This is a genomic window from Aquibacillus saliphilus (assembly GCF_020404745.1).
In the GTDB taxonomy this organism is placed as follows: Bacteria; Bacillota; Bacilli; order Bacillales; family Amphibacillaceae; genus Aquibacillus; species Aquibacillus saliphilus.
This window is the reverse complement of sequence record NZ_JAIZAP010000005.1, coordinates 131,417-154,828: the sequence shown is the minus strand read 5'-3', so window position 1 is coordinate 154,828 and position 23,412 is coordinate 131,417. Positions and strand designations below refer to the sequence as shown.

Below are 23,412 nucleotides of genomic sequence, written 5' to 3'. Positions count from 1 at the left end.
AAATGAATCACGCACCCTAGTGCGTGATTTTTTAGTTGATTTGCTGAATTCGATTCCCTGCTATGCTAATCCGTGTTCGCACGGGATTCTTGGTTATCAAAAAATAAAGGAGACTCCAGTGTATAATACAGTTGTTATCCCAGCTGCGATGAGTGCAGGTTTTAATTTGAACCGGGCATAATCCATTACAGTCAAATCCAATATTTTAGCTAATGTATTCGTGTCATCGCTTAATGGTGATGCAAAGGCACCAAAAGAACCACTAGCAAACACTGCACCGATCATTAGTGGTAACGATATATCTGCGACACTAGCAAGAGACAATCCTAGTGGCATTAAAATACCCCAAGTTCCCCAAGCTGAACCGATAAAATACGATACAGTTGAGCCGAAAACAAATAACATAGGCGTGATAAACATGATTGGTATCCAGTCAGTATGGGCTGTTACAAATCCTGAAAAACCTAAATCATCAGTGACAGAAGAAAGTCCCCAAACAACGGATAATAAGACGATTACTGACATTAACTCATTTCCACCTATAATAAAACTAGAAATTAATTTATTTAGTTTAAATCGTTGAATAATGTAAAAGAATATCGAGATAACCAATGTAATTAGTAATGCGACTACCATAGCTTCTAATACATCTGCCTTAATAAAGGCTTGGAAAAATGAATAACCCTCCGTATGGCCGTCCCACCAGGTCAAAAAGAGTGTAAGCGAAATAACCAGAATTATCGGTACTAACAGGTTCAAAGGTTTTGTTGGAAGATCTTTTGAAACGGCTGGGTGACAGTCATGCCAATCATCATCTTCCTCCTCGTCATCCATTTGCGTTGGTGCATCTGTATGTGAGGGATGAAAGAAACTTAAATATATTCCGAGTAGTATGATCACAAAGGCGAAAAAATTAAATGGAATGCTCTGTATGAACAAAGAATATGGATCTGTTGTTACACCCATTGTTTGAGTCGAAACTTGGATAACTGAGACCATATAACCGACAAAGGCTGTTGCTACAGGTATTAATACAATAATTGGTGTTGCGGTTGTTTCAATGACAAAACCTAATTCCATTGTTGACATTTTGACCTTTTTTAATAGTGCTTTCATTATTGGAGCGATCGTTACAAACCGAAATGTGGGAGCGCTAAAGGTTCCAACTGTTGAAGCGTAAGTGAGTAGCAATGCTTGTCTCTTGGTAGTTATTCGTTCTGCTGCTTTCTCTACAAATCCTTTCACCCCTCCAGTCATCTTAATCATCCCGATGAGTCCAGAGAATACATATAGGAACACAATCACTTTAATATTATTTTCATCAATTAATGCTTGGACGACATAACCAAGCATTGTTTCCATCCCGCCAATTAGAGAAGGAGAAATTAGATAGGATCCAACTAATAAACCCAAAATTAATCCCGGTAAAACTTGTTTTGTAATCATTGCAATTGGTATAACAATTAGAAATGGAATGATAGAAAGCCAACTTTGCTCCATGATTCTCACCTATTTTCAGTTAATTGCTTCAGCTTATCCTGTGGTTGTTCTACTAAATTATGTATAACTAACACTGGATTTTCTGGAAAAATTCTAAATGAACCCCTTAAACTTGTGTATTTAGTCTATAATGTCTGTAGGATAATAGCCCGAGTGATTAGGATCCCCGAGGTGATATAAATTGAAGAGGCGGATTTATTTGATAATTAGTTTAGTTTTTATATTATTTACTTCTGGACTACTGATAGCTGGAAATTATTTTTATAGCCAAAGTGTTAAACGCGGTGAAGAAATAGAATTATATAGTGGTACAGAAGCGGTTGAAGTATTTTCAAATCAACAGAATCAGGTAATTATAGAAAAAGCGCAGGGTTGGTATGATAATCAGAAATTTGAAGTTATCGAACAAGTTTCCTATGATGGATTACTTTTAAAAGCAAAGTATCTAAGAAATAGTCAAAAGACTAAAAAAGCGGTTATCCTAGCACACGGTTATAGGGGATTTAATGATCAAATGGGTGATTTAGTTAAATTTTATTATGATCTAGGATTTGATATATTGATGCCTGATGCAAGAGGACATGGTGAAAGTCAGGGTGATTATATCGGATATGGCTGGCACGATCGTTTAGATTATCTATCCTGGATAGATGAATTAACTGATAAGAGACAAGCTGATACTATTTTCTTGCACGGGAACTCAATGGGAGCATCCCTAGTTTTAATGACAAGTGGGGAGGATTTACCAACTGAGGTTAAGGGGATTATTGCCGATAGTGGTTATACTTCTGTCAAAGATGAATTAGTTTATCAGTTAAAACACCTTTACAACTTACCACCTTTTCCACTTATGCAGATAACCAGCGTGATTACTGATATAAGAGCTGGCTACAATTTTAAAGAAGCTTCTGCAATTAAACAAGTAAAAAAGAATACACGACCATTATTCATCATTCATGGTGATAAAGATGAACTTGTACCAACTGAAATGGCACATGAAATTTTTGCTGCTGCTACCAGTGAGAAGGAATTTTGGATTGTTCCAGATGCAGGTCATACCAAGGCATATGAAGTAGCAACTTCAGAATATCAAAAACGATTAGAAGATTTTATTGACCGTACATTATCAAGGTGAAGATTAGCAAAGTCCATTCAATTATTGAATGGATTTTTCAGTTAGAAGATACTACTTTAGATTTACATAATTAACAAAAACAATGAAATACTACCATTACTATAAAAGAAAGAAGTGGTGCTATTTGGCCGGATTTGAGGGCAGTATTTTTAGTGGGAATTATTCAAATGATGATCATTCGTTCTATTTAAAGAAGGTTAAACAATTAGACACAGAATCAACCTTGTCAATCAAACAAATAGGTGTGTTAAAAGATTATTTATCAAGACAAAGTGAATTGGGGGATTCATGTACAATTACCGTAAATGACCAAATACCTTTACTCTTAAAGGAGGAAGAGGTAGATGTGTTATTAAAAGAACTTAATACTATTTCAGAAAATCTCTAGATAAACAAAGTAATAATTTCAAACGATTAAACAAAACATATATATGTAAGAAAAAGGAGGATTAATAATGGCAAAAAATAATAAAAAGGTAAGCCAACAAGATGCAAATAAAGTAGCTGAAAAGACGTATGATCCTTCTGATTACCAAAGTACTGATCAGTTGTCACAAGGTACCGCGATTACTCATGAGCAGGCTTCTGATGGTTATACAGAAGGTTCGATTGATGGCAAAATAGATTCTGTTGGTAAAGATGGCAAGTTAAATGGTAAGAAGGGCGAAGATATTCCTAGAGAAGGTTATTAATTGAAGTTTCACCTTAGCGAAGAGAAGAGGTTTGCCAGATGGCACGAAGAAATAAAATACTAGTACCTGGGGCACGACAGGCATTAGATGAATTAAAAGCGAGAGTTACTGATACAAATGATCCACAAGATGCTAAGTATGAGGCTGCGGGAGACCAAGGAATACAACTTAATAAGGGCTATAATGGAAACATTAAAGCAAAAGATGCTGGTAAGATTGGTGGAAATATAGGTGGGAATATGGTCAAAGAAATGGTGAGAATGGCTCAGGAGCAGATGAAGAAAAATAATCCTTAATAAAAGAAGGGATATTGCATTAAAGCAATATCCCTTCATCAAACCATTATAGATATTTATCATATGCATTTGTAAGGTTATCAACTATTTCTTCGATTTGATGATCTTCAATTTCTTCACGAGGGATAAAGTGAAGTACTTTTCCATTTTCCATCAAAGCCATTGATGGTGATGAAGGTTCAATCCCTTCAAGATATTCCCTCATTTTTGCAGTTGCTTCACGATCTTGTCCGGCAAATACAGTAAATAACTTCTCAGGTTTTTTTGAATGATTTAAGGAAGCTTTTGCTGCTGGTCTTGCAAGGCCTGCTGCACATCCACAAACTGAGTTTACAACAACAAGTGCTTTTCCTTCAGTAGTAGAAGCAAATTGATCAACATCTTCAGTAGTTGTTAGCTCTTGGAATCCTGCTTCGATTAATTCATCTCTCATTGGTTGTGATACTTCTTTCATATATTGTTCATATGGATTCATAAAAATCCTCCTAAATTAATTTGTTTCTTCTAATTTACCACGTTGGTAAACTGTCTGTAAAACTTTGGGAGCTTTGCTTATTTTTGTTTTGTAGCTTGAGTCATTTGGTGCCAGACGGAACCCTTGGCTTCTTCTCCACCTTCAATTCGTTCAAGTGCCATTTGTATTTGCATACGAACTTCAAATTCTGGCTCGTCTTTAGCATTTTTTAGAGCCGAAATGGCTGACTCGTCACCAACCTCATATAAAAACATAGCAGCTCTCCACCGTACTAATCGGTTTGAATCAGTAAGGGAAGCAATCATTTCTGGCATTGCTTCTTTAAAGCCTAAATCAGAGATACAATCGCCGGCTGTCCTGCGTACGGTTACTGTTTTATCCTTTAATGCTTGATAAAGATATGGCAATACTTCTGGTTCTTCTATCATCCCAAGGTATGCAGTAGCTAAACGTCTAATCGAAGCCTTTTCATCATTTAAAGCTTTTTCAAGCACGGGTAGATCTAAATATGTGGATTTAATTAATCGATCTAGTGCAGCATAGCGAACTTTCCAATCAGTATTATTAAACATATCGACTGTAACTTTTTCATTTTGTTTAAGTGGTACTGTTTTTTCTTCGTTTGAATTGTTGAGTGCTAGTTCAACTAAATGATTCAGGCGCTCTAGATCATAACTGGCAGACAGTTCCTCAGCAACTTCTTCACCAACCTGGTCCATAGTTCCATACCTGACGTTTTGTTCTACCCATTTTCGTTCCATGACAAAATTTGTTGATGCTTCGGATGCTTTCATTACTGCTTCTGTAAATATAGTGGGAAGACCATATCTTTTTTCTTCTGATCCATCCTCTAATTTTATTTGCATGGGTATATCTCTAAACATTTGGATGAGTACTTTTATCTCACCGAAGGAGTTGTCATTATTGCTGATATAACTCTGTACGTTATCTTCAGTAGAAGTTGGTTCAACGGTACCGAGTTTTTCTCGTACTTTTGGCAGAATGGATTCCCATGTATGTTTGGGATTTCGTTCTAATGCTATAAAATCCACTACATGGTAAATTCCTTTAACACCGTCAATAGAGAGCACTTGTTTTACATAGTCAGGGGCACCACTAAGGTCGTCTTGCAATTTAAAGTTTAACGTTTTCCCATCCGTTAATGTTTCATCTAAGTTGATTTTCATCGAATGTGGACTTGGTGTTGGTTCTATTGAGACGATTTTCACGTTATCCCTCCGTTCTCTTTCTTAACAGTGATTTTATCAGAGATTATGAGGATTATCCATTTTGTAGTTTTGCCGACTTAACTTTATGTAAAAGTAAATGTACATTAGCATTTATAGCTGTATGAAGGGGAGCAGCATGAGGGGGTAACATAAATAAAAAAGAAGAGTTATAGACCTTTAAGTCTACAACTCTTCTTTAGTAATCAAATTGACTTTCAGCCAACCTCGAACGCTGTTAATAAACCATATTTCGTCGAACTTGTTCATCTCTGACTTAAGTAATATTCTTTCTTCGACAATCCCTTTGTCTAATAACTTTTGGCGAAAGGTACCTGCAAGCAGTCCGGATGTAATAGGAGGTGTATAGTAGTTACCATTGATTTTAACTACAAGATTTCCAATAGTAAACTCAGTTAACTCATCATATTTATTCCAGAGTAATGTTGAAAATGTCGTGGAGTCTTGTTGCTGGAAACTGTTATATTGATTGCGAACTGTTGTCTTATGATATAAGAATGGGTCCAACTCATTAATCGGTGATTTTGCTAATTCACAACTAACCGGTTCGTTGATCGGGTTAGCACTATCTCCTTTTATAGTTATGCTTCCGGTCTTATCGATTAAAAGTCGCACCTTGTATGTACCCTCTGAGTTATTCTTAGCATAGTTTTGCAACCTCATTTTAACATTATCTACATCAATCAGAAATTGAAAATAATTAGCAGAGTCCTCTAATCGGTTTAAATGATAGGAGAGAAGTGGGAACACTCCGTTTTCTAATTTTAAAGATTCAAGTAATTGAAATTCTTGTCTACGCTCTGTTAATAACTTTGCCTTCGTTAATAATTCATTATATTCGCCTTCAACAGTGGAGTCCCAAGTAACCCCGCCACCAACACCATAAGTCGCTAGTTCATTTTCTGAGTCAATAATAACTGTTCGAATTGGCACATTGAAAATAGCCTTTCGTTCAGGTGTAATATAACCAATTGCTCCACAATAAACTTCTCTTGGAGATTGCTCTAGACTAGCGATATAATCCATCGTACTAATCTTTGGCGCGCCCGTTATCGAACCACATGGGAATAAGGCTTTAAACCAATCGAAGACAGTTGTACTTGGTTCTAACTCGGCTGTAATGGTAGAGGTCATCTGGTGAACAGTAGGATAAGTCTCCACATCGAACAATCTTGGCACACGAATAGTACCTGTTTTAGAGATTCTACCAATATCATTTCTTAGCAAATCAACGATCATTAGGTTCTCTGCTTGTTCTTTTTCAGATGCTTTTAAGTTAGAAATTAGAACTTCATCCTCACTAGTTGTCCGTCCGCGTTTCGCTGTTCCTTTCATTGGCTTTGTAGTTATTTCATTAGTATTCAAGCGAAAAAAAAGCTCAGGTGAAGCTGAAAGAATTCGGTACCTGCCAAGGTTTAAATATGCACTATAGGAGGCTTGTTGATTTCGTGTAAGTTGCTGATAAAAGGCTTGGTCATCTCCTCGGAAATTTGCATGTAATCTAGCTGTATAATTTACTTGATACGTGTGTCCGTTCAAAATAGCCTTTTTAATCGTGTTAATTCCTGCTTGATATTCACTATAATCGGACGTTAATTGCCAATTACCTACCTCGTAATTTTGTTCGGTGTGAGGTGGAATTTCATTTGTTGGTTTATCAAAAATAGCAAACCATACAAGCGGCAGAGTGGTTTTTTCGTGCGTTTTATATTTGTCATCAAAAGCAGGCGCAGCTTCGTATGATAGATAACCAGCAACGTAATATCCGTTATCAAGGGCATTTTCAATTTTCTTGAAAATGGTAGACACTTCACTTAAGTTATCTGTTTCTATTATTTCAATTGGACCTGTAAACAACGTAGGGTGTTTTGCTCCAGTTTCATCTGCAAATTCAAAGAGAAGAAAAGGATTCATTACAATCTCTCCTTTTTTTATAGTCAGGATATTATAAAATGGAATGCTGTGGATAATTAATTGCTAAGTTAGTCACGTCCAGCTCCAGCGCCGTTGTTATAGACGGGGTTCCAGGCTAAGGCTTGCTTATAACTATTTTCTATCATGGTAAAACCATAGTCAGTTAAAATTGATTCAGGATGAAACTGAATGCCTTCGACAGGATACTTGTGATGACGGACACCCATAATTACTCCATCCAAAGTATGAGATGTCACATCTAGGCTAGTAGGTATATGTTTGATATCAGCTATTAGGGAATGGTAGCGAGTTACCTTTAATGGAGAGGTGATCGACTCAAAAACGCCTTGATTCGTATGATGAATAAGGGATAGTTTACCGTGCATTGGTTGATTACTTTTAACAATTTGACCACCGAAGAAGTCTACAATTAGTTGATAACCAAGACAAACACCTAAAATAGGAGTATTTTTGTGAAACGTTGATAAAATATCTCGACAAACACCTGTGTCATCAGGTGTTCCTGGTCCAGGAGAAAAAACAATTAAATCTGGATTTAGTTGTTGTAGTTGTTGAGATGTTAGTTGATCATTTCGAAAGACATGGACGATGCTATCAAGTTCTTTATAGTACTGGACAAGGTTATATGTGAATGAATCATAGTTATCGATGATGACAATCATGTTTGCACCTCTTTTATTAGCTATTTCGACTTTTTTTATTATAACGTGACTAATGTAATATACAAATAAGAAAAGCACTGGTTCATGTTTTATTTATTCTAAGAATCTAGCTTTTTCCTTTTACCCATGCATTTTGGGGATATCCTCTTTTTTCCCAATAACCAATATGCTCTTCTTCGATAACCTCGATTCTCGTCAGCCATTTAACAGACTTGTAGGCATATAGTCTAGGTGCGATTAGTCGGACAGGTCCACCATTTTGTTGGGTGATTAATTCACCATCAATTAAGACGGCAACCATAACATCATCCATCATTGCTTCAGATAGTGTTAGTGTATCTGTGTAAACACCGTCACCAGAGTAGAACTTTACATAGCTTGCATTTTGATCAATGCCAGCCTTGTTTAGTAAACCTTTTAATGGAATACCTTCCCAAACAACATTATAAACACTCCAACCAGTAACACAATGGAAGTTAGATAGTTGTGCTTCGCGCTTTAGTTTAACGAAATCTTCCCATCTGAAAACAAGCTCCCTGTTAACTAGACCATCTACCGTAAAAGACCAATTTTGATTGGAAAATGAAGGCATTTCGGTAATTGTGTAATAACGGAATTCTCCTTTCCTTTTACTTGATGTGAGGGCGGACTGTGGCGTTGGTATAGGGTTCATAGTATTAGCACTTTTTTGTTTCACTTGACTGCTCCCAATAATGAAAGGTTTCAGCCAGCTTCCGAATAACGGAATTGTCACTAAAGCGATTGTAGCACCAACTAACATCTGCAAAAATGATCGCCGCCGCAGGAGTGGGTTATTTCTATCTATAATTGTAGGCTCTTCATTCTGTAATTGATGACTCGTTTTAGCGTGAGTATAATTTTTAACCCAGTTGCTTCTCGTTACACTATGGAAAATTACGTATGGTAAACCAATCCATGTGGCTATATCGTGTATAAAAAGTGCAAATGAGTTGATTTTAGGTGGGATTTGTTGCTGAAAGGTAAGTATTATTCCGGAAATAATTAAAGAGATAAGGATGGCTAAGATGAAGTAAACATTGATTCGGTGTGTTTTTCTTTTCCTCAGTGTTAATAAATGTTTTTGTATTTTAGGTAAATAAAAAACGATAGGCAGAATACTTAAGAATCCGGTCCAAATGTGGATATCTTTAATTAGGACTCGCGTGCTAGGGAAATAAGTTCTGAAGTAACCGGAAATTAGAATTAAACCTGATACACTTAATACATAAAATAACAAAGCATTGGAATGATGGAGTCTAATTAGTTTTTTTCCAAAATTCAAATTTTTCATAAAGAACAAGCACCATTTCACCCGAAATCCTCCTCATATTAAAATAGATTTAGTAATTATTATCTTAACAGGTTGTAAGGTTTTTGATAGATAAATGACTTTGAGGTCAGTAGTGTTTTTAAATTTAATTTCTAAAATAGCCGTTGACAGATTATTATAACATGATACTATTATAGTAATCTAATTGATAATGAATATCATTATTGGTTGTTTTGTTTATTATTAATCTACATAATAATTTTCGTTGTAGTTGGGAAGGCAAAGGAATTCGTTTATGAAATTGCGTAATTTAATTATCTTACTAGTCCTATTATCATTTGTTTCCCTTTTTATCGGTGTTATTGATCTAAACCCGAAAGATCTTTTAAACTTATCAGAAGATCAATTGCAAATCTTATTGATTAGTAGATTACCAAGACTGATTAGTATTTTAATTGCAGGTATGAGTATGAGTATCTGTGGTCTTATTATGCAGCAATTGAGCAGAAATAAGTTTGTTTCACCAACAACAGCAGGGACAATGGATTCAGCTAGGTTTGGTATTCTTGTGTCACTGATGCTTTTCGGATCAGCTAGTCCGATGCAGAAAATGCTAGTAGCATTTGCATTTGCTTTAATTGGGACATTTATCTTTATGAAAATTCTAGAAAAAGTTAAATTTAAGGACCCAATTTTTATACCGCTAGTTGGATTAATGTTTGGAAATATAATAAGTTCTGTCACAACTTTCTTTGCCTATCAAAATGATTTGATCCAAAACATGTCATCCTGGTTACAGGGGAACTTTGCGCTAATTCTTCAAGGTAGATATGAAATATTATATATTAGTGTGCCTTTAGTCATTATTGCTTATTTGTTTGCAAATCGATTTACAATTGCAGGAATGGGAGAAGATTTTTCAACTAATCTAGGAATGAATCACAAACGAGTCGTTAATATTGGTTTAGTTATCGTTGCACTCATGACTACAGTGGTGATTCTTACTGTTGGAATGATTCCGTTTTTAGGCTTAATAATTCCGAATATTGTAACTATATATAAAGGGGATAATCTGAAAAATAGTTTACCTCATACCGCAGTATTAGGTGCGGTATTTGTATTGGCATGTGACATCATTGGAAGAATTATCATTTATCCATATGAAATTGCAATTGGTGTGACTGTAGGGGTAATTGGAAGTGGTATTTTTCTTTACCTAGTTATGAGGAGAAAGTCATATGAATAATAAAGTCAAAATAAGTCTTCTTGCAGCTATCGCGGTCATTTTAGTATGTATTTATTTATTCCTAGGTATAAGTAGTAATTGGGATTATATTCTTCCAAGGAGAGCTAGCAGAGTACTAGCGATTGTTATTACAGGTGCGGTTATAGCTATTTCAACAATGATTTTTCAAACGATTACCAATAACAGAATTTTAACACCCAGTGTTATTGGTTTAGATTCTCTTTACTTGTTAGTCCAAACTTTTATTATTTTTGTATTTGGTTCTACCAGTATTACAGTATTAAATCAGAACTTTAATTTTATTATCTGTGTAAGTTTAATGGTTGTTTTTGCACTACTTCTTTTTAAAGTCTTATTTCGAAAGGGTCAGAACATCTACTTTCTTTTGTTGGTAGGCTTAATATTTGGTACTTTCTTTGGAAGTCTTTCATCCTTTATGCAGGTGTTAATTGATCCGAATGAATTTTTTGTCATCCAAAATAGTATGTTCGCCAGTTTTAATAATGTAAATACAGATATATTATATCTTTCAATAGGAATTATAGTTGTTGTGCTACTTTACTTTGTACGTTTTTATAAATATTTAGATGTACTTTCTTTAGGAAAGGAACAAGCAATTAATCTAGGTGTTGATTATGATTTTGTTGTAAAAAGATTATTAATCATTGTAGCTATTCTAGTTTCTGTAGCGACGGCACTAGTCGGTCCAATCTTGTTCTTAGGATTATTGGTTGCAAATGTTACACACGAATTTCTAAGGACATATAGGCATGGTCAACTAATCATAGGTTCTGTGTTCATAAGTATCATAGCTTTAGTAGGTGGTCAGTTAATTGTTGATCGTGTATTTACTTTTTCGACGACATTAAGCGTGATTATTAATTTTGTCGGTGGTGCGTACTTCCTATATCTAATTTTAAAGGAGAATAAATCATGGTAGAAGTAAAAGAAATATCCAAAAGTTATGGAAATCAGGCAGTTTTAGATAATGTTTCTTTAACGATACCAAAAGGAAAAATCACTTCATTCATTGGACCTAATGGCGCAGGCAAGAGTACATTGCTTTCGATTGTCAGCCGCCTAATAGCTAAAGATTATGGTGAGGTTATTATTGATGATCAGGAAATTACCAAAACCAGAAGTAGTGAACTTGCCAAAAAGATTTCTATTTTAAAACAAGCAAATCATATTAACGTGAGGTTGACAGTAAAGGAACTAGTCAATTTTGGTCGTTTCCCTTATTCACAAGGTAGATTAACAAAAGAAGACAAGAAATTTGTGGATGAGGCCATTGCTTATATGGAACTTGAAGACATACAAGATAAATTCATTGATCAATTAAGTGGTGGTCAACAACAGCGAGCTCACATTGCTATGGTTATCGCTCAAGATACCGATTATATCTTACTTGATGAGCCACTTAATAATTTAGATATGAAGCATTCTGTACAAATAATGAAGGTTTTACGTAGACTTGCTGATGAACTTGGAAAAACAGTGGTAATTGTTATCCATGATGTTAATTTCGCTTCCGTTTACTCTGATTATATCGTAGCACTAAAAAATGGAGAAATTGTGCAAAAAGGAACGACCAATGAAATTATTAATAAAAAAGTCTTAAAAGAAGTTTATGATATGGATATCAAAATTCAAGATATTGATCAATGTAGAATTTGCCTATACTTTTCATAGTTTTTTTAAACCTTGATTTAAACCTTGATTTAAAATTTGATAGTAAATAGATAACGAAAAAGTGTTCTATTTTAGCACTATATGATTGGTGGCTGGGCCCTAGAAATAAGCTACCCGAAAGTAGTGCTTCTTTATTGAAGTTCACTGAGAATTGTTATCAATCTGCTATCAGTTTAAATAATAAAATACCAAATAAAATTTAGGAGTGATTTCGTATGAAAAAGTTAGCATTGCTAATGTCTTTAATAGTGTTAATTGTTTTTGCAACAGCTTGTGGTACGAACGAAGAGCAAGCAGCGTCTGCTTCAGATAGCGACAAAGAAAATGAGGTAGAACAATCTACAGATTCAGAGGATGCAGAAGAACCAACGGAAATTGAAATTGAGCACGAATTAGGCAAGACTTCAGTACCTGTAAATCCAGAAAAAGTAGTAGTGTTTGATTATGGTACATTAGATTCCCTAGACAAGTTAGGTGTAGAGGTAACAGCAGTCCCGCAAGATAGCTTACCATCTTATTTAGAAAAGTATGAGGATTCAACCTACGAAAATGCTGGTGGAATAAAAGAACCAGATTTTGAAAAAATAGCAGAAATTGATCCTGATTTAATTATCATTTCAGGAAGACAGTCTGCAGTATATGAAGATTTAAACGAACTTGCGCCAACCATTTATATGGGGGTTGACACTTCAAGATATATTGATTCATTTACTGAAAATGTTGAGCTTCTAGGTCAAATTTTTGACAAAGAAAAAGAAGTAGAAAAAGAGCTTTCTTCAATAAATGATGCAATTTCACAGTTAAATGAAGAAGTTATAGCAAATGGTGACAACGGACTAATTATCTTGACTAATGATGGTAGTATCAGTGCCTATGGACCGGGTTCAAGATTTGGACTTATTCATGACATCTTTGGCTTTACTCCAGTAGATGATTCGCTAGAAGTTTCCACACATGGTCAAAATGTAAGCTTTGAATACATCGCGGAGAAAGACCCACAATACTTATTTGTTATTGATAGAAACAAAGTGGTTGGTGGGGAAGCATCTGCTGAGAAAACACTTGAAAATGAACTAGTCAAGAAAACTGAGGCATATAAAAATGAAAATATTGTGTACCTAAGTCCTGACTATTGGTACCTTTCTGGTGGTGGATTAGTTTCCGTTACTGAAATGATAAATGAAATTAGTGAAAAGTACTAATTAAAAATCAAAGCATCCAACATATAAATTCTATGTGTTGGGTGCTTTTTTATTAATTTTAGAAGTAAATACCAAATAAAGAAAATATTGTTGATTTGTGTCGAGTGTAATATTAAGATATAAATAATACAGTAGTCGTGATGTACTAAATTATTAGTTAGAAACAGATCATTCTAAGTAACGGAATCTATTGTTGGATGACTAAGATTGCCTAATACCCAAACAAGAATACCATCTATTGTGTAATAGAACTTGGTTATTCTAATCTAAATAAATTCGTTTCATTTAATTCCAAAAAAGGAGTAACTAATATGGCAGATTTCGCTAAAATCATCATTTTTCAATTAAATAATCAAGAATACGGTACGGAAATTAATCAAGTTCGATCGATTGAGCGATTTCAAAATCTTATCGAGCTACCACAGTCACCTGATTTTATAAAAGGAATAATCAACCTGCGCGGAGAAATTATACCAATCATTGATTTGAAAAAGAGATTAAATATAAAAAATACCGAGCCAACAGACCAAACAAGAGTGCTTATCACAGCTGTAAACGAAGTTCAAGTAGGTATAATAGTCGATGCTGCCACAGATGTAATAGATATAGACCCCAATGTCATAGAACCTACACCAAAATTTATTGGTGGAAGTGATCAAGCTAAATTTATTAAAGCTGTTGCGAAGTTAAATGATAGATTAATACTATTATCAGATTTTAATTATTCATTAGATTTAGAAACATTAAATGAAATCCTAGATGTAATAGATGATAATAGCATGGGAGTAAAAGAATAGTAGGGAATGTATCATGACATTGTTCATCAAGTTGGTAGATTGGATCTGGAAGTATTTTTTAAATAATCAACTAATCGTTAACCTACAATGTATTGGATCAGGTGATTTTGGTATGAACGTATCTTCTTTATAGCAAAAGTTACAAGGAAAGATTTTATAAATATAAAAGGTTTGCAGAAAACTGAAATAGATAAATATCTAACTTTAATTTAAATCAAAAAAGCAGTCAGTATATTATGCTGACTGCTTTTTATAATAGGTTGGCTTCAATTAACATGCTAATTTTTCTTTTCGTTTGATTGCTTTATTTCTAAAAGATACTATATATGGCATAAAGAAATTAATTAGTACACCTGTTATTAATGCGTTAATTAATGTACCCACACCAATAGCACCATCAAAAAAGAAGGCAATAATAACGAGCACTATACTTATTAACGCTCGAGAATAAGCCATTTTCAAACCTGTTAGATTAGATACTACAAGCATTGATCTATCTAATGGATTTGGTGCAAACTTCGATTGTAGATAAGTTGCCACACCTATACCCGTGAAAACTATCCCTAGACCAAGTGCAAATGATTGACCTAGCATTGTTAAAGGATTAATCCAATTACTTAATACAAACAACCAAAAGTCAATTCCGATACCTGTGATTAATGAGGTTAATAGTGCGTAGAATTCTGGTTTGCTTTTTTGGGCGAGGGCGTTACATAGTATCATCGTTAATCCAACTACAATTTCCCAGCTTCCAACTGTTAACCCAAAGGTTCTGTGTAGACCAACAAGAAGTGCATCAAACGGAGAAGCACCTAATTTAGACAGAATGGTAAGGGCTATTCCAAATGTTAAAATCAAAATTCCAGCAACATAGAAGTGAAATCCATCACGATTAAGTCGCTTCATACATAATCACTTCCTTAAAAACTAATATAGACATCTTAACACTATAACAAAGGGGTGAAAGAAATGATACCATATATACTATATGTGGAAAATTTTTTATGAAAAGTTAGTCATTTTCTTAATACTGATAATTCGCAATTTATTCGTGGTTAGAAGTTAATTCATAAAGATAATTATGAATTTGTTTCCGGTTAATCATTTTATTTAATTGGCTTAAGTATAAAAAATTCTGTAACATAATATATATGTAACTTTTGTCTGAAATTTGTAACTTAGGAGTGGAATTATGGCAGACTTATTTGAATCTTTTATAAAAAATGATCGACAAAGGGATCTAATCAGGATGGCGGAACGATTGGCAATCCGTGTTAAACAGAGGGTACCCGAAACGGAAGAAAATGCTTCTTTTTCATTAGAAAATTTAAACGATTTGAAGTCTGAAGGATATGTCACGTTGCCTCTTCCATTAGAATATGGAGGACAACAAATCAACCTTTATGAACTATTGCTTTTACAAGAAAGGTTAGCAGTCGGTGATGGTTCAGTTGCATTATCAATTGGATGGCACATGGGAATTATGATGGAATTAAGCGAACAAAAAATGTGGACACCGGAAAAATTTACTATGCTAGCTAGGGAAGTCGGAGAAAACAAAAAAGTTGTTAATCGTGCTGCTTCAGAACCTGCAACAGGGAGTCCGACTCGAGGAGGTATTCCCGAAACAAAAGCAGTATGGGACGGAACATACTATATTTTAAATGGAAGAAAAACCTTCACAACAATGGCTAGTGTTCTCGATTATTATCTGGTTACTGCTTATGTTGAGGATAAGCAATCGGTAGGAAGTTTTTTGATTGAAAAAGGACATCCAGGTATTAGCATTGAACATACTTGGGATACAGTAGGCATGAGAGGAACGGGTAGCGATGATCTTGTTCTTAAGAATGTAAAGCTTAATCAAGATTCATTAGTAGAGATAAATACAAAATCTGCTAAGCCAACTCCAAAAGGTTGGTTGTTGCATATCCCGGCTTGTTATTTGGGTATTGCAATAGCTGCTCGTAATGACGCGATTGAGTTCGCTAAAAGTTATCAGCCAAATAGTCTCAATACGACAATATCAGAGGTACCCCATATTAAACAAAAAATAGGTGAAATGGACTTGAAGCTTCTACAAGCAAGATATCTAATGTATGCTGTTGCAGAAAAATGGGATAACAATGTTGCAGATAGAGACAATCTAGGGCCAGAGCTTGCGGCTGTTAAAACCGTAGCTACTAATATTGCCAATGAAGTTGTCGATTTGTCTATGCGGATTGTAGGAGGAAGAGGTCTCTCGAAAAAATTGCAATTCGAGCAATACTATCGTGATGTAAGAGCAGGACTCCATAATCCACCGATGGATGATATGGTCATACAAATGCTAGGAAATCGTGCTCTAACTGAATAAGAATAAAGATATACGCTTATTTAAAAGCGTATATCTTTAGTGGGACATGTAACAATCTTCACCCTTCATCTAGTTAATTAATAATATAAATGTAAGCAAGACGAAGCCGTCTACTTTCCATTTTAAAATCCATTTTGGAAATGATGAAGGGGGTTCCTAGGTGTTAAGTATAGTTAATCCAAAGCAAATATATAGCTATCAACAAATGGAAGAAGACATAAAGAAACTAAAGTATGCTTATCCGAAATTAGTCAGATCAAAGGTAATTGGTAAATCAGTAGATGATAGAAAACTTTACGGTATTGCCATAGGATTTGGAGAAACAGAAATATTCATTAATGGTGCACATCATGCAAGGGAATGGTTAACGACAGCGTTATTAATGAATATGCTTGAAGCTTACTGCAAAGCTTATATAAATGAAAGTAAGATTGGAAGCTACTTCGTGAAAGATATCCTAAACAAAATTAGAATCTGGTTTGTACCTATGGTAAATCCTGATGGTGTTTCACTGGTTCAGCAAGGAGAAAAGAGTGCAAAAAATCCAGTGGAATTAGTAAATTTAAATAATGGAAGAAAAGATTTTTCTGCTTGGAAGGCTAATATTCGTGGGGTTGATTTGAATCGCCAATACCCAGCCGATTGGAACTCGATCCAAGATAATACTGGGAAACCGGCTCCTATGATGTATAAAGGCCCACATCCACTTAGTGAACCAGAAGCAGAAGCAATTTACAATTTTACATTAGACCATGAATTTAAAATAGCAGTAGCATATCATTCATCAGGGGAAGAAATATATTGGAAGTATAACTGTAAAGGTGAATTATTAGTAATTTCAAATAGAATCGCCCAGAGATTTAGTTCTATAACAGGTTACAAGTTGCTTGAATCCGGAGCGAGTCCTGGTGGAGGAGGTTTTACGGATTGGTTTATAAGCGATCTGAAAAAACCTGCTTTTACTCCTGAGATATCCCCACTCGTAGGTCCAAGACCAGTCCCATTAAATATGTATGATAAAATCTGGAATGATAATAAAGAAGTAGGCCTGTTGCTTGCTGAAGAAGCACTTGATTTACACTAACAAGCAAGCACTAAGATGAAAATAATAGATAAAATTAGCTTGGCTTGTCCGGTATCAATCGACAAGCCAAGCTTTTCTATTTGTTGTCATCCTTATCTTTTTCTGAATCAATAAAGTCATGATCGATGTACTCTTCTGAAAACTCAGTTTGTAACGTGCTATTTATATTTCGACGATTTACAATTATTTCTTCATCCTTATGGAACACTTGATAGTGCATGTACATATGGAAGACTGCTTCACTACAAGCTATTAACAATGCAGAAAAGAGTGAAGCATAAAATATTCCGTATTCTACTTGGAAGAAAAATGTTGCGAGTGCCCAAACGAAAAGAAAAACTAACCCGAAATCTGCTATAGAAGCAACTAAGTTACCATAACGACGTAAGATAAATAAATCTCCTAGTAAATAAGAAACACCGGTAACTAGTACGCTTATGATAAAAATAGTAGTTATGGAGGCGTTATTAAAAATCCCCAATATCGAATAAAGGACAATACTTATAATAATGAACTTTATCGCAAGTGCTTTGATATGATCCATATATGACCTCCTCTCAAGCGAGATATACTATATTATTTGTTAAAGTCGATAGAAATAAAGCTAATAACGAAAGGTAATTATTAGAAAGTAATTAGTGTTTTACTATCACTTTTTTGAAAATAAGATTATACAAGAGAAATCGAAAGATAAATGAAGAAAAAAAGATATGATTAACGCTTACATTGCATTTCTGAAATTATATTATGTATGTTAAAATTCATTTGTTCATAACGGTTCCAACATTATGAGAGTTGGTTAACGTCGTATAATAAAATAGGAAGAGGTGCTTAATTGGATATATCTACTATAAAACAAAATTGGTTTGGTAATGTCAAAGGTGATATCCTAGCCGGAACAGTAGTAGCACTTGCCTTAATACCTGAAGCAATTGCTTTCTCTATTATCGCTGGTGTTGATCCGATGGTTGGGTTGTATGCATCTTTTTGTATAGCAGTTGTTATTGCCTTTGTTGGTGGTAGACCGGGAATGATTTCAGCCGCAACAGGTGCAATGGCATTGTTGATGATTACCTTGGTAGCAGATCACGGGTTGCAATACTTACTCGCAGCAACAATTTTAACAGGTGTTATTCAAATTGTAATGGGTGTATTTAAGCTCGCTCGCTTTATGAAATTCATACCAAGATCGGTAATGATTGGTTTTGTTAACGCGCTAGCTATTCTAATTTTCACTTCACAATTACCTCACTTTGTGGGTGAATCATGGCCGATGTACGCAATGGTTATCGGTGCATTAGCAATTATATATATTTTACCTAGGTTCACAAAAGTAGTACCTGCACCATTAGTGGCTATTGTTGTTATTACGATAATTGCAATCTATGCTGGAAGTGGGGTTCGTACTGTAGGTGATATGGGCGAACTAACACAAGCTTTGCCAGTTTTCTTATTACCTAGTATTCCATTAAATTTTGAAACATTAGCAATTATTTTTCCATATGCATTAGCATTGTCTATTGTTGGTTTGTTGGAATCTTTCCTTACCGCACAAATTGTTGATGACATGACAGACACAGAAAGTAATAAAAATAAAGAAGCAAAAGGACAAGGAATAGCAAATATTGTTTCTGGTTTCTTTGGTGGAATGGCTGGCTGTGCAATGATAGGTCAGTCGGTAATTAATGTTAAGTCAGGTGGTAGTGGTCGATTATCAGCCTTGACTGCTGGGGTATTTTTAATGGTGCTTATTATGGTATTCAATGATTTACTTGTTCAGATTCCGATGGCTGCTTTAGTTGGTGTTATGATCATGGTCTCGATAGGGACTTTTGATTGGAATTCTTTAAAAACTCTTCATCTAATGCCAAGAACAGACGCTATTGTTCTAATTGTTACAGTCGGTACTGTTGTTTATACACATGACTTATCAAAAGGTGTACTAGCTGGTGTCGTCCTTAGTGCAATCTTCTTCGCTGCAAAGATTTCCAAAGTGCATGTGAAAGCTATAATGGTTGAAGGAAGCAAGAAGAAAAAAGTCTATAAAGTAACTGGACAGCTTTTCTTTGCATCAGTAACTGATTTTGTTGCTAGCTTCGATTTTAAAGAAGATGTTGATTATGTCGAATTGGATTTTAGTCAAGCACACTTATGGGATGATTCTGCTGTTGGAGCAATTGATAAAATTGTTTTAAAATATAAAGAAAATAAAACAGACGTTGCTGTTATTGGCTTGGATCAAGAAAGCTCAGATTTAATAGAAAAGCGGGCTGTCTATAATAAATCAGATGCTAAACTAGCCAATCACTAATTATCCAAGGATCACATATTTATGTGATCCTTTCTTCTTTAAGAAGAAATATTTAATATTTTGTGTATCGCACTGAACAAATGTTTTTATATATGGCGTTGTTTGCTATAATGAAAAAAAGAAATGTGTTAGGAGATATTGATATGTTTAATAATATATTATTAGCATCAGACGGTTCCGATCACGCCATACGCGCAGCTGAGAAAGCTTTATCATTAGCGAATGGTAATCCTAAAGCTGAAATTAAAGTTGTATATGTAGTTGATGGTACAAAATCAAAAGCGGATGTATTACACAATTGGAATTCGATTGATGTAGACAGAAGTAGAAAAGAGAAACTGACCTTAACAGAGCAAAAATTAAAGCATGCAAATATTAATTATGAAATAAAGATTCTACACGGTGAACCTGGACCGAGCATCGTTAAATATGCCAATGAAAATAATATGGATGTTTGTGTTATTGGTAGCCGCGGGTTAAATTCTTTACAAGAAATGGTTTTAGGAAGCGTAAGTCATAAGGTGGCTAAGCGCGCAAAGTGTCCAGTTATGATAGTGAAGTAATGGTTCGGGGTGGCGATGTTTGCCACCCCTTTTTGTTTTATTGATTTTTATATTGTGGTTCTTGCGTTTCAATATATTGTAGACGAGCTTTTAGGTTATCAAGGACTTGTTGTTGCTGGTTTCCTAGGTTTTGGAACATCTGCTTTGCAGTTTGGTCCTGCGTTTCTAGGGAAAAGCTATGCAAGCTTGCCAATACGCTCTCACAGCTAGAAATTGCTTGTTGCATTTGTGTTCCTACTGTCATGTTTCTCACCTCCTTAGATTAATTACGACCAGGTTTATAACCATTAGGACCCTCGTTTTGTTTTTTGCTAGTTATATCTACGTCAACAAATCCTTGTTGATTATAGGTAGCTAAGGTTATTTCCGATAGATTTCCCTCATTTAAGTTATAAGCCATCAACTGATTCCACAGCCATCGATAATCCAAATGTAGAAAATTTAAATTGTGGTCAATAATCTCACCATCAATAACGAGTGGTATTTCAACAAAAGTTGGGGAGGGTGTTACTTGAAGATCATTCGCTTGTAATGGCCGTTTGTCAGATTTAGGAATAATACTTATCTTTCCAGTCGATTCAATCGTCATCATTTCAATATCTTCTACATTTGTATAACCTTTTACTCGTAATGAGGATATAATTTCTGAGACTGTCATTCTCTCCTTTTTTAATGCATGTTCAATAATTTCACCGCTACGAATTAGAACTGTTGAGCTTGGAGTCATAATTGGACGTATTTTGTTAATTAATTTTAGTCGAGCAAAAACAATATAAATGATTGCTATTGCTAGGGAGTAGTAAGTTGCTAGTCCAAGTTGATTCGAAGTAATCGGCGTAGTAATAATGTTTCCAACAACTAATACAGCTAACAAATCGAACATAGTCATTTCAGTTACTGCTTTTTTACCCATTAGTCTTAATAATGTGTAACCAACTATAAAGACAATAATAGGTGATAATATGTAATCATATAAACTCAAAATGCACCACCTCAGTAGAAAGGTTACCCTTTAAGTGATTTTTTTATTAACGTCAGAAATAAAAAAACGGAAGAATCATATAGATTCTTCCGGGCCTTAACTTGACTCTGAGCTAAACAGTGCCATATCTTCTTTTTAAGAATTACTGTTCATTTGCCAACTTCTTTTTTAGGTCGAAATACAAAGAATTTCATCATAACAAAACTAGCGGTAGACGACAAAACCATCGCAGATACTTTTGCAATGTTTTGTTCAATAAATGCAGATAAATTGCCTATCATATTCATCTCTAACAATTGAAAGAAGGAGATGAATATGATGTTACTAATAGCTAATGCGATGACTGCTTGTAAAATAAATAACATTATTTCCTTCGAATTCGTCGTCGCACGATGTTTAAACGTGTACCTGGTATTCCAAATATAACTATTTAACATAACTAATATATAAGCAATGGTGTTAAACACTAACAAAATAAAGGAATCTTTTGTAGGCCATAACAATAAAAGTACATTTAATGAAACAATATCAACAATTGCATTGCTCATCCCGATAAATCCAAATTGAATTAATTGACCTTTAATTTTTTGTGCCATTTCACCAACACTCTCTTAGACGTTTATCACTCTTCTTAATGAAGTTACTTTATTATTAATGTCTTATCGTATGTTTTAATAATCTAAATTTAGGATACACATTAGTATAAAATATTTCAAATCCATCAAAGGAGAGTGGAGATTAATAATGAAACTTGAAAAAAAATTGAAGGATTTGCAAAGTGTACAATTAAACAAACCTAATCGCGTGTTAACCATGTACTTAAATACAGATCCATCCGATCCAGATCAACAAGGTGGAGAATGGAAAATTCAACTTAAAAACGGATTAAACAGTTTTGAGAATTATTTAGAGGAAAGTGGAGATAAAGAAGAACTAAAATATTTCAAAAATGTTCGTACAAAAGTAGAAGATTTTGTTTATGAAAATAAGTTGGATTTACAGAAAAGTATTGTGTTATTTGCTTCACCCGATGAATCAGTCTGGTTCGCAGAGAAATTGCAAATGAATGTTAAGACAGAATTTCATTGGCAAGATTCCCCTGTTACTGACCAGTTGTACCAAATGCACACTAACTTTCCAAAAACAGGGATAATACTCGTTCAGCAAAGCCAGGTAAAAATAATTGAAGCAGAACTTGGTGCAGTTCTGGAAACGAAACATTATCAATTAGACTTAGATACAGAAGATTGGAGACAATTTGCTGGACCAGATAAGGCTGGAGCAACAATGGGTAAAGGCGGAAAAAATTTACAACAGGATCATTTTGATAACAGGTTCAGAGCGAATCAAAAACGTTGGTACAAGAATTTAGCTCCTAACCTAGACAAGCTTGCTAAAGATCATCAATGGGAGCGTATTTATATTGTAGGCGAAAAAGAAGAGGCTAGAGATATTGAACAACATATGAACAAAGATGTTTATGAAATACAAGGAATGAATATTCTTGATCGTGAAGAATCGAAAGTGATTGAAAAGGTAGTTGCTTAGTAAAAAACACCCTCAATCTAATTAGTTTAGGTTGAGGGTGTTTCCTATTAATATAATGATAATAATTATAAATAGGCTAACAACTAGTGATGATAAAATATAAAAAAGTGCCTTTTTATACTTTTTGGCTAAAAGCATTGATAACGCTTCTGTCCCAAAAGTAGAAAATGTAGTATAAGCACCACAGAATCCTGCTCCTAGTATTAGCCAAATCCAATTGCTTATTAAGTTATGTTCTAGTAACACAAAGATAATGCCTAATAGCATAGAACCACTCACGTTTGCAATCCATGTGCCATAAGGTTTATAAGTTTCTAGATTGTTCCACTTGATGCCGACTGTAAAACGAGCTATCGATCCAAAAAATCCACCAATAGCCACTAAAACTAGTCCCATTT

At 34.6% G+C, this 23,412-nt stretch carries 26 protein-coding genes; 14 read left to right on the top strand and 12 right to left on the bottom strand.

All coding sequences use genetic code 11. From position 1 onward, the window contains the following. Positions 1–96 precede the first annotated feature (96 nt). The gene (locus LD272_RS07520) at positions 97–1,500 is read right to left on the bottom strand and encodes a Na+/H+ antiporter NhaC family protein (RefSeq protein WP_226035990.1); all 1,404 of its coding nucleotides are present in this window, start codon (positions 1,498–1,500) and stop codon (positions 97–99) included. A 199-nt stretch (positions 1,501–1,699) separates the two neighbouring features. Here LD272_RS07520 and LD272_RS07515 point away from each other — a divergent pair, with 199 nt between their 5' ends. The 4 genes from LD272_RS07515 to LD272_RS07500 all read left to right on the top strand — a co-directional run bounded on the left by LD272_RS07515 (position 1,700) and on the right by LD272_RS07500 (position 3,623). Further along, complete coding sequence (locus LD272_RS07515) at positions 1,700–2,635, top strand: alpha/beta hydrolase (RefSeq protein ID WP_226035989.1); 936 nt, start codon at positions 1,700–1,702, stop codon at positions 2,633–2,635. Between the two features lie 124 nt (positions 2,636–2,759). Continuing rightward, the gene (locus LD272_RS07510; RefSeq protein WP_226035988.1) at positions 2,760–3,023 is read left to right on the top strand and encodes a hypothetical protein; all 264 of its coding nucleotides are present in this window, start codon (positions 2,760–2,762) and stop codon (positions 3,021–3,023) included. Positions 3,024–3,090: 67 nt separating this feature from the next. Continuing rightward, the gene (locus tag LD272_RS07505; protein WP_226035987.1) at positions 3,091–3,327 is read left to right on the top strand and encodes a YozQ family protein; all 237 of its coding nucleotides are present in this window, start codon (positions 3,091–3,093) and stop codon (positions 3,325–3,327) included. 38 nt (positions 3,328–3,365) lie between these two features. Continuing rightward, positions 3,366–3,623 (top strand): alpha/beta-type small acid-soluble spore protein, encoded by a 258-nt coding sequence (locus LD272_RS07500; protein ID WP_226035986.1) that lies wholly within the window; start codon positions 3,366–3,368, stop codon positions 3,621–3,623. Positions 3,624–3,669: 46 nt separating this feature from the next. Here LD272_RS07500 and LD272_RS07495 read toward each other — a convergent pair whose 3' ends face one another. From LD272_RS07495 to LD272_RS07475, 5 genes are all read right to left on the bottom strand, one after another. Then, positions 3,670–4,098 carry a BrxA/BrxB family bacilliredoxin gene (locus LD272_RS07495; RefSeq protein ID WP_226035985.1) on the bottom strand — a complete coding sequence of 143 codons (429 nt, stop codon included), beginning with the start codon at positions 4,096–4,098 and terminating at the stop codon, positions 3,670–3,672. Between the two features lie 77 nt (positions 4,099–4,175). Beyond that, the gene (locus LD272_RS07490; RefSeq protein ID WP_226035984.1) at positions 4,176–5,327 is read right to left on the bottom strand and encodes a conserved virulence factor C family protein; all 1,152 of its coding nucleotides are present in this window, start codon (positions 5,325–5,327) and stop codon (positions 4,176–4,178) included. A 183-nt stretch (positions 5,328–5,510) separates the two neighbouring features. After that, positions 5,511–7,259, bottom strand: coding sequence for an aminodeoxychorismate synthase component I (gene pabB, locus LD272_RS07485; protein WP_226035983.1), 1,749 nt, complete (start codon positions 7,257–7,259; stop codon positions 5,511–5,513). 68 nt (positions 7,260–7,327) lie between these two features. Then, positions 7,328–7,942, bottom strand: coding sequence for an anthranilate synthase component II (locus LD272_RS07480; protein WP_226035982.1), 615 nt, complete (start codon positions 7,940–7,942; stop codon positions 7,328–7,330). 106 nt (positions 7,943–8,048) lie between these two features. Continuing rightward, entirely contained in the window at positions 8,049–9,275 is a 1,227-nt protein-coding gene (locus LD272_RS07475; protein WP_226035981.1) for a molybdopterin-dependent oxidoreductase, read from the bottom strand. 253 nt (positions 9,276–9,528) lie between these two features. Between LD272_RS07475 and LD272_RS07470 the strand changes: the two genes are divergently transcribed. The 5 genes from LD272_RS07470 (at position 9,529) to LD272_RS07450 (ending at position 14,170) form a co-directional block, all read left to right on the top strand. Continuing rightward, the gene (locus LD272_RS07470; protein WP_226035980.1) at positions 9,529–10,479 is read left to right on the top strand and encodes an ABC transporter permease; all 951 of its coding nucleotides are present in this window, start codon (positions 9,529–9,531) and stop codon (positions 10,477–10,479) included. Next, a complete protein-coding gene (locus LD272_RS07465; RefSeq protein WP_226035979.1) occupies positions 10,472–11,419 on the top strand; it encodes an iron chelate uptake ABC transporter family permease subunit in 948 nt (315 codons plus the stop codon). The genes LD272_RS07470 and LD272_RS07465 overlap by 8 nt, the downstream gene beginning before the upstream one ends. After that, positions 11,413–12,171, top strand: a complete 759-nt coding sequence (locus LD272_RS07460; protein ID WP_226035978.1) for an iron ABC transporter ATP-binding protein — start codon at positions 11,413–11,415, stop codon at positions 12,169–12,171. The genes LD272_RS07465 and LD272_RS07460 overlap by 7 nt, the downstream gene beginning before the upstream one ends. Positions 12,172–12,386: 215 nt before the next feature. Further along, a complete protein-coding gene (locus LD272_RS07455) occupies positions 12,387–13,373 on the top strand; it encodes a siderophore ABC transporter substrate-binding protein (protein WP_226035977.1) in 987 nt (328 codons plus the stop codon). 311 nt (positions 13,374–13,684) lie between these two features. After that, positions 13,685–14,170, top strand: coding sequence for a chemotaxis protein CheW (locus tag LD272_RS07450; RefSeq protein ID WP_226035976.1), 486 nt, complete (start codon positions 13,685–13,687; stop codon positions 14,168–14,170). Between the two features lie 270 nt (positions 14,171–14,440). On the opposite strand, the gene LD272_RS07445 is transcribed toward LD272_RS07450, so the two are convergent. Further along, entirely contained in the window at positions 14,441–15,076 is a 636-nt protein-coding gene (locus tag LD272_RS07445; protein ID WP_226035975.1) for a YczE/YyaS/YitT family protein, read from the bottom strand. Positions 15,077–15,362: 286 nt separating this feature from the next. Here LD272_RS07445 and LD272_RS07440 point away from each other — a divergent pair, with 286 nt between their 5' ends. Both LD272_RS07440 and LD272_RS07435 read left to right on the top strand, forming a co-directional pair. Then, positions 15,363–16,526: an acyl-CoA dehydrogenase family protein gene (locus LD272_RS07440; RefSeq protein WP_226035974.1), complete on the top strand. Its 1,164-nt coding sequence runs from the start codon at positions 15,363–15,365 to the stop codon at positions 16,524–16,526. Positions 16,527–16,686: 160 nt separating this feature from the next. After that, positions 16,687–17,610, top strand: a complete 924-nt coding sequence (locus LD272_RS07435; protein WP_226035973.1) for a M14 family metallopeptidase — start codon at positions 16,687–16,689, stop codon at positions 17,608–17,610. A gap of 76 nt (positions 17,611–17,686) precedes the next feature. Here LD272_RS07435 and LD272_RS07430 read toward each other — a convergent pair whose 3' ends face one another. Next, positions 17,687–18,154 carry a YndM family protein gene (locus tag LD272_RS07430; protein WP_226035972.1) on the bottom strand — a complete coding sequence of 156 codons (468 nt, stop codon included), beginning with the start codon at positions 18,152–18,154 and terminating at the stop codon, positions 17,687–17,689. 291 nt (positions 18,155–18,445) lie between these two features. Between LD272_RS07430 and LD272_RS07425 the strand changes: the two genes are divergently transcribed. Both LD272_RS07425 and LD272_RS07420 read left to right on the top strand, forming a co-directional pair. Further along, positions 18,446–19,921, top strand: coding sequence for a SulP family inorganic anion transporter (locus LD272_RS07425; RefSeq protein ID WP_226035971.1), 1,476 nt, complete (start codon positions 18,446–18,448; stop codon positions 19,919–19,921). A gap of 143 nt (positions 19,922–20,064) precedes the next feature. Continuing rightward, entirely contained in the window at positions 20,065–20,484 is a 420-nt protein-coding gene (locus LD272_RS07420) for a universal stress protein (protein ID WP_226035970.1), read from the top strand. Between the two features lie 37 nt (positions 20,485–20,521). Here LD272_RS07420 and LD272_RS07415 read toward each other — a convergent pair whose 3' ends face one another. The 3 genes from LD272_RS07415 to LD272_RS07405 all read right to left on the bottom strand — a co-directional run bounded on the left by LD272_RS07415 (position 20,522) and on the right by LD272_RS07405 (position 22,062). Continuing rightward, positions 20,522–20,728, bottom strand: coding sequence for a DUF1657 domain-containing protein (locus tag LD272_RS07415; protein WP_226035969.1), 207 nt, complete (start codon positions 20,726–20,728; stop codon positions 20,522–20,524). Between the two features lie 18 nt (positions 20,729–20,746). Continuing rightward, positions 20,747–21,466, bottom strand: a complete 720-nt coding sequence (locus LD272_RS07410) for a DUF421 domain-containing protein (RefSeq protein WP_226035968.1) — start codon at positions 21,464–21,466, stop codon at positions 20,747–20,749. Between the two features lie 149 nt (positions 21,467–21,615). Then, positions 21,616–22,062, bottom strand: coding sequence for a GtrA family protein (locus LD272_RS07405; protein WP_226035967.1), 447 nt, complete (start codon positions 22,060–22,062; stop codon positions 21,616–21,618). A 148-nt stretch (positions 22,063–22,210) separates the two neighbouring features. Here LD272_RS07405 and LD272_RS07400 point away from each other — a divergent pair, with 148 nt between their 5' ends. Further along, on the top strand, positions 22,211–23,014 hold the full coding sequence (locus LD272_RS07400; RefSeq protein ID WP_226035966.1) for a VLRF1 family aeRF1-type release factor: 804 nt from the start codon (positions 22,211–22,213) through the stop codon (positions 23,012–23,014). A 21-nt stretch (positions 23,015–23,035) separates the two neighbouring features. Here LD272_RS07400 and crcB read toward each other — a convergent pair whose 3' ends face one another. Continuing rightward, positions 23,036–23,410 carry a fluoride efflux transporter CrcB gene (crcB, locus tag LD272_RS07395; protein WP_226035965.1) on the bottom strand — a complete coding sequence of 125 codons (375 nt, stop codon included), beginning with the start codon at positions 23,408–23,410 and terminating at the stop codon, positions 23,036–23,038. Positions 23,411–23,412: the final 2 nt, after the last annotated feature.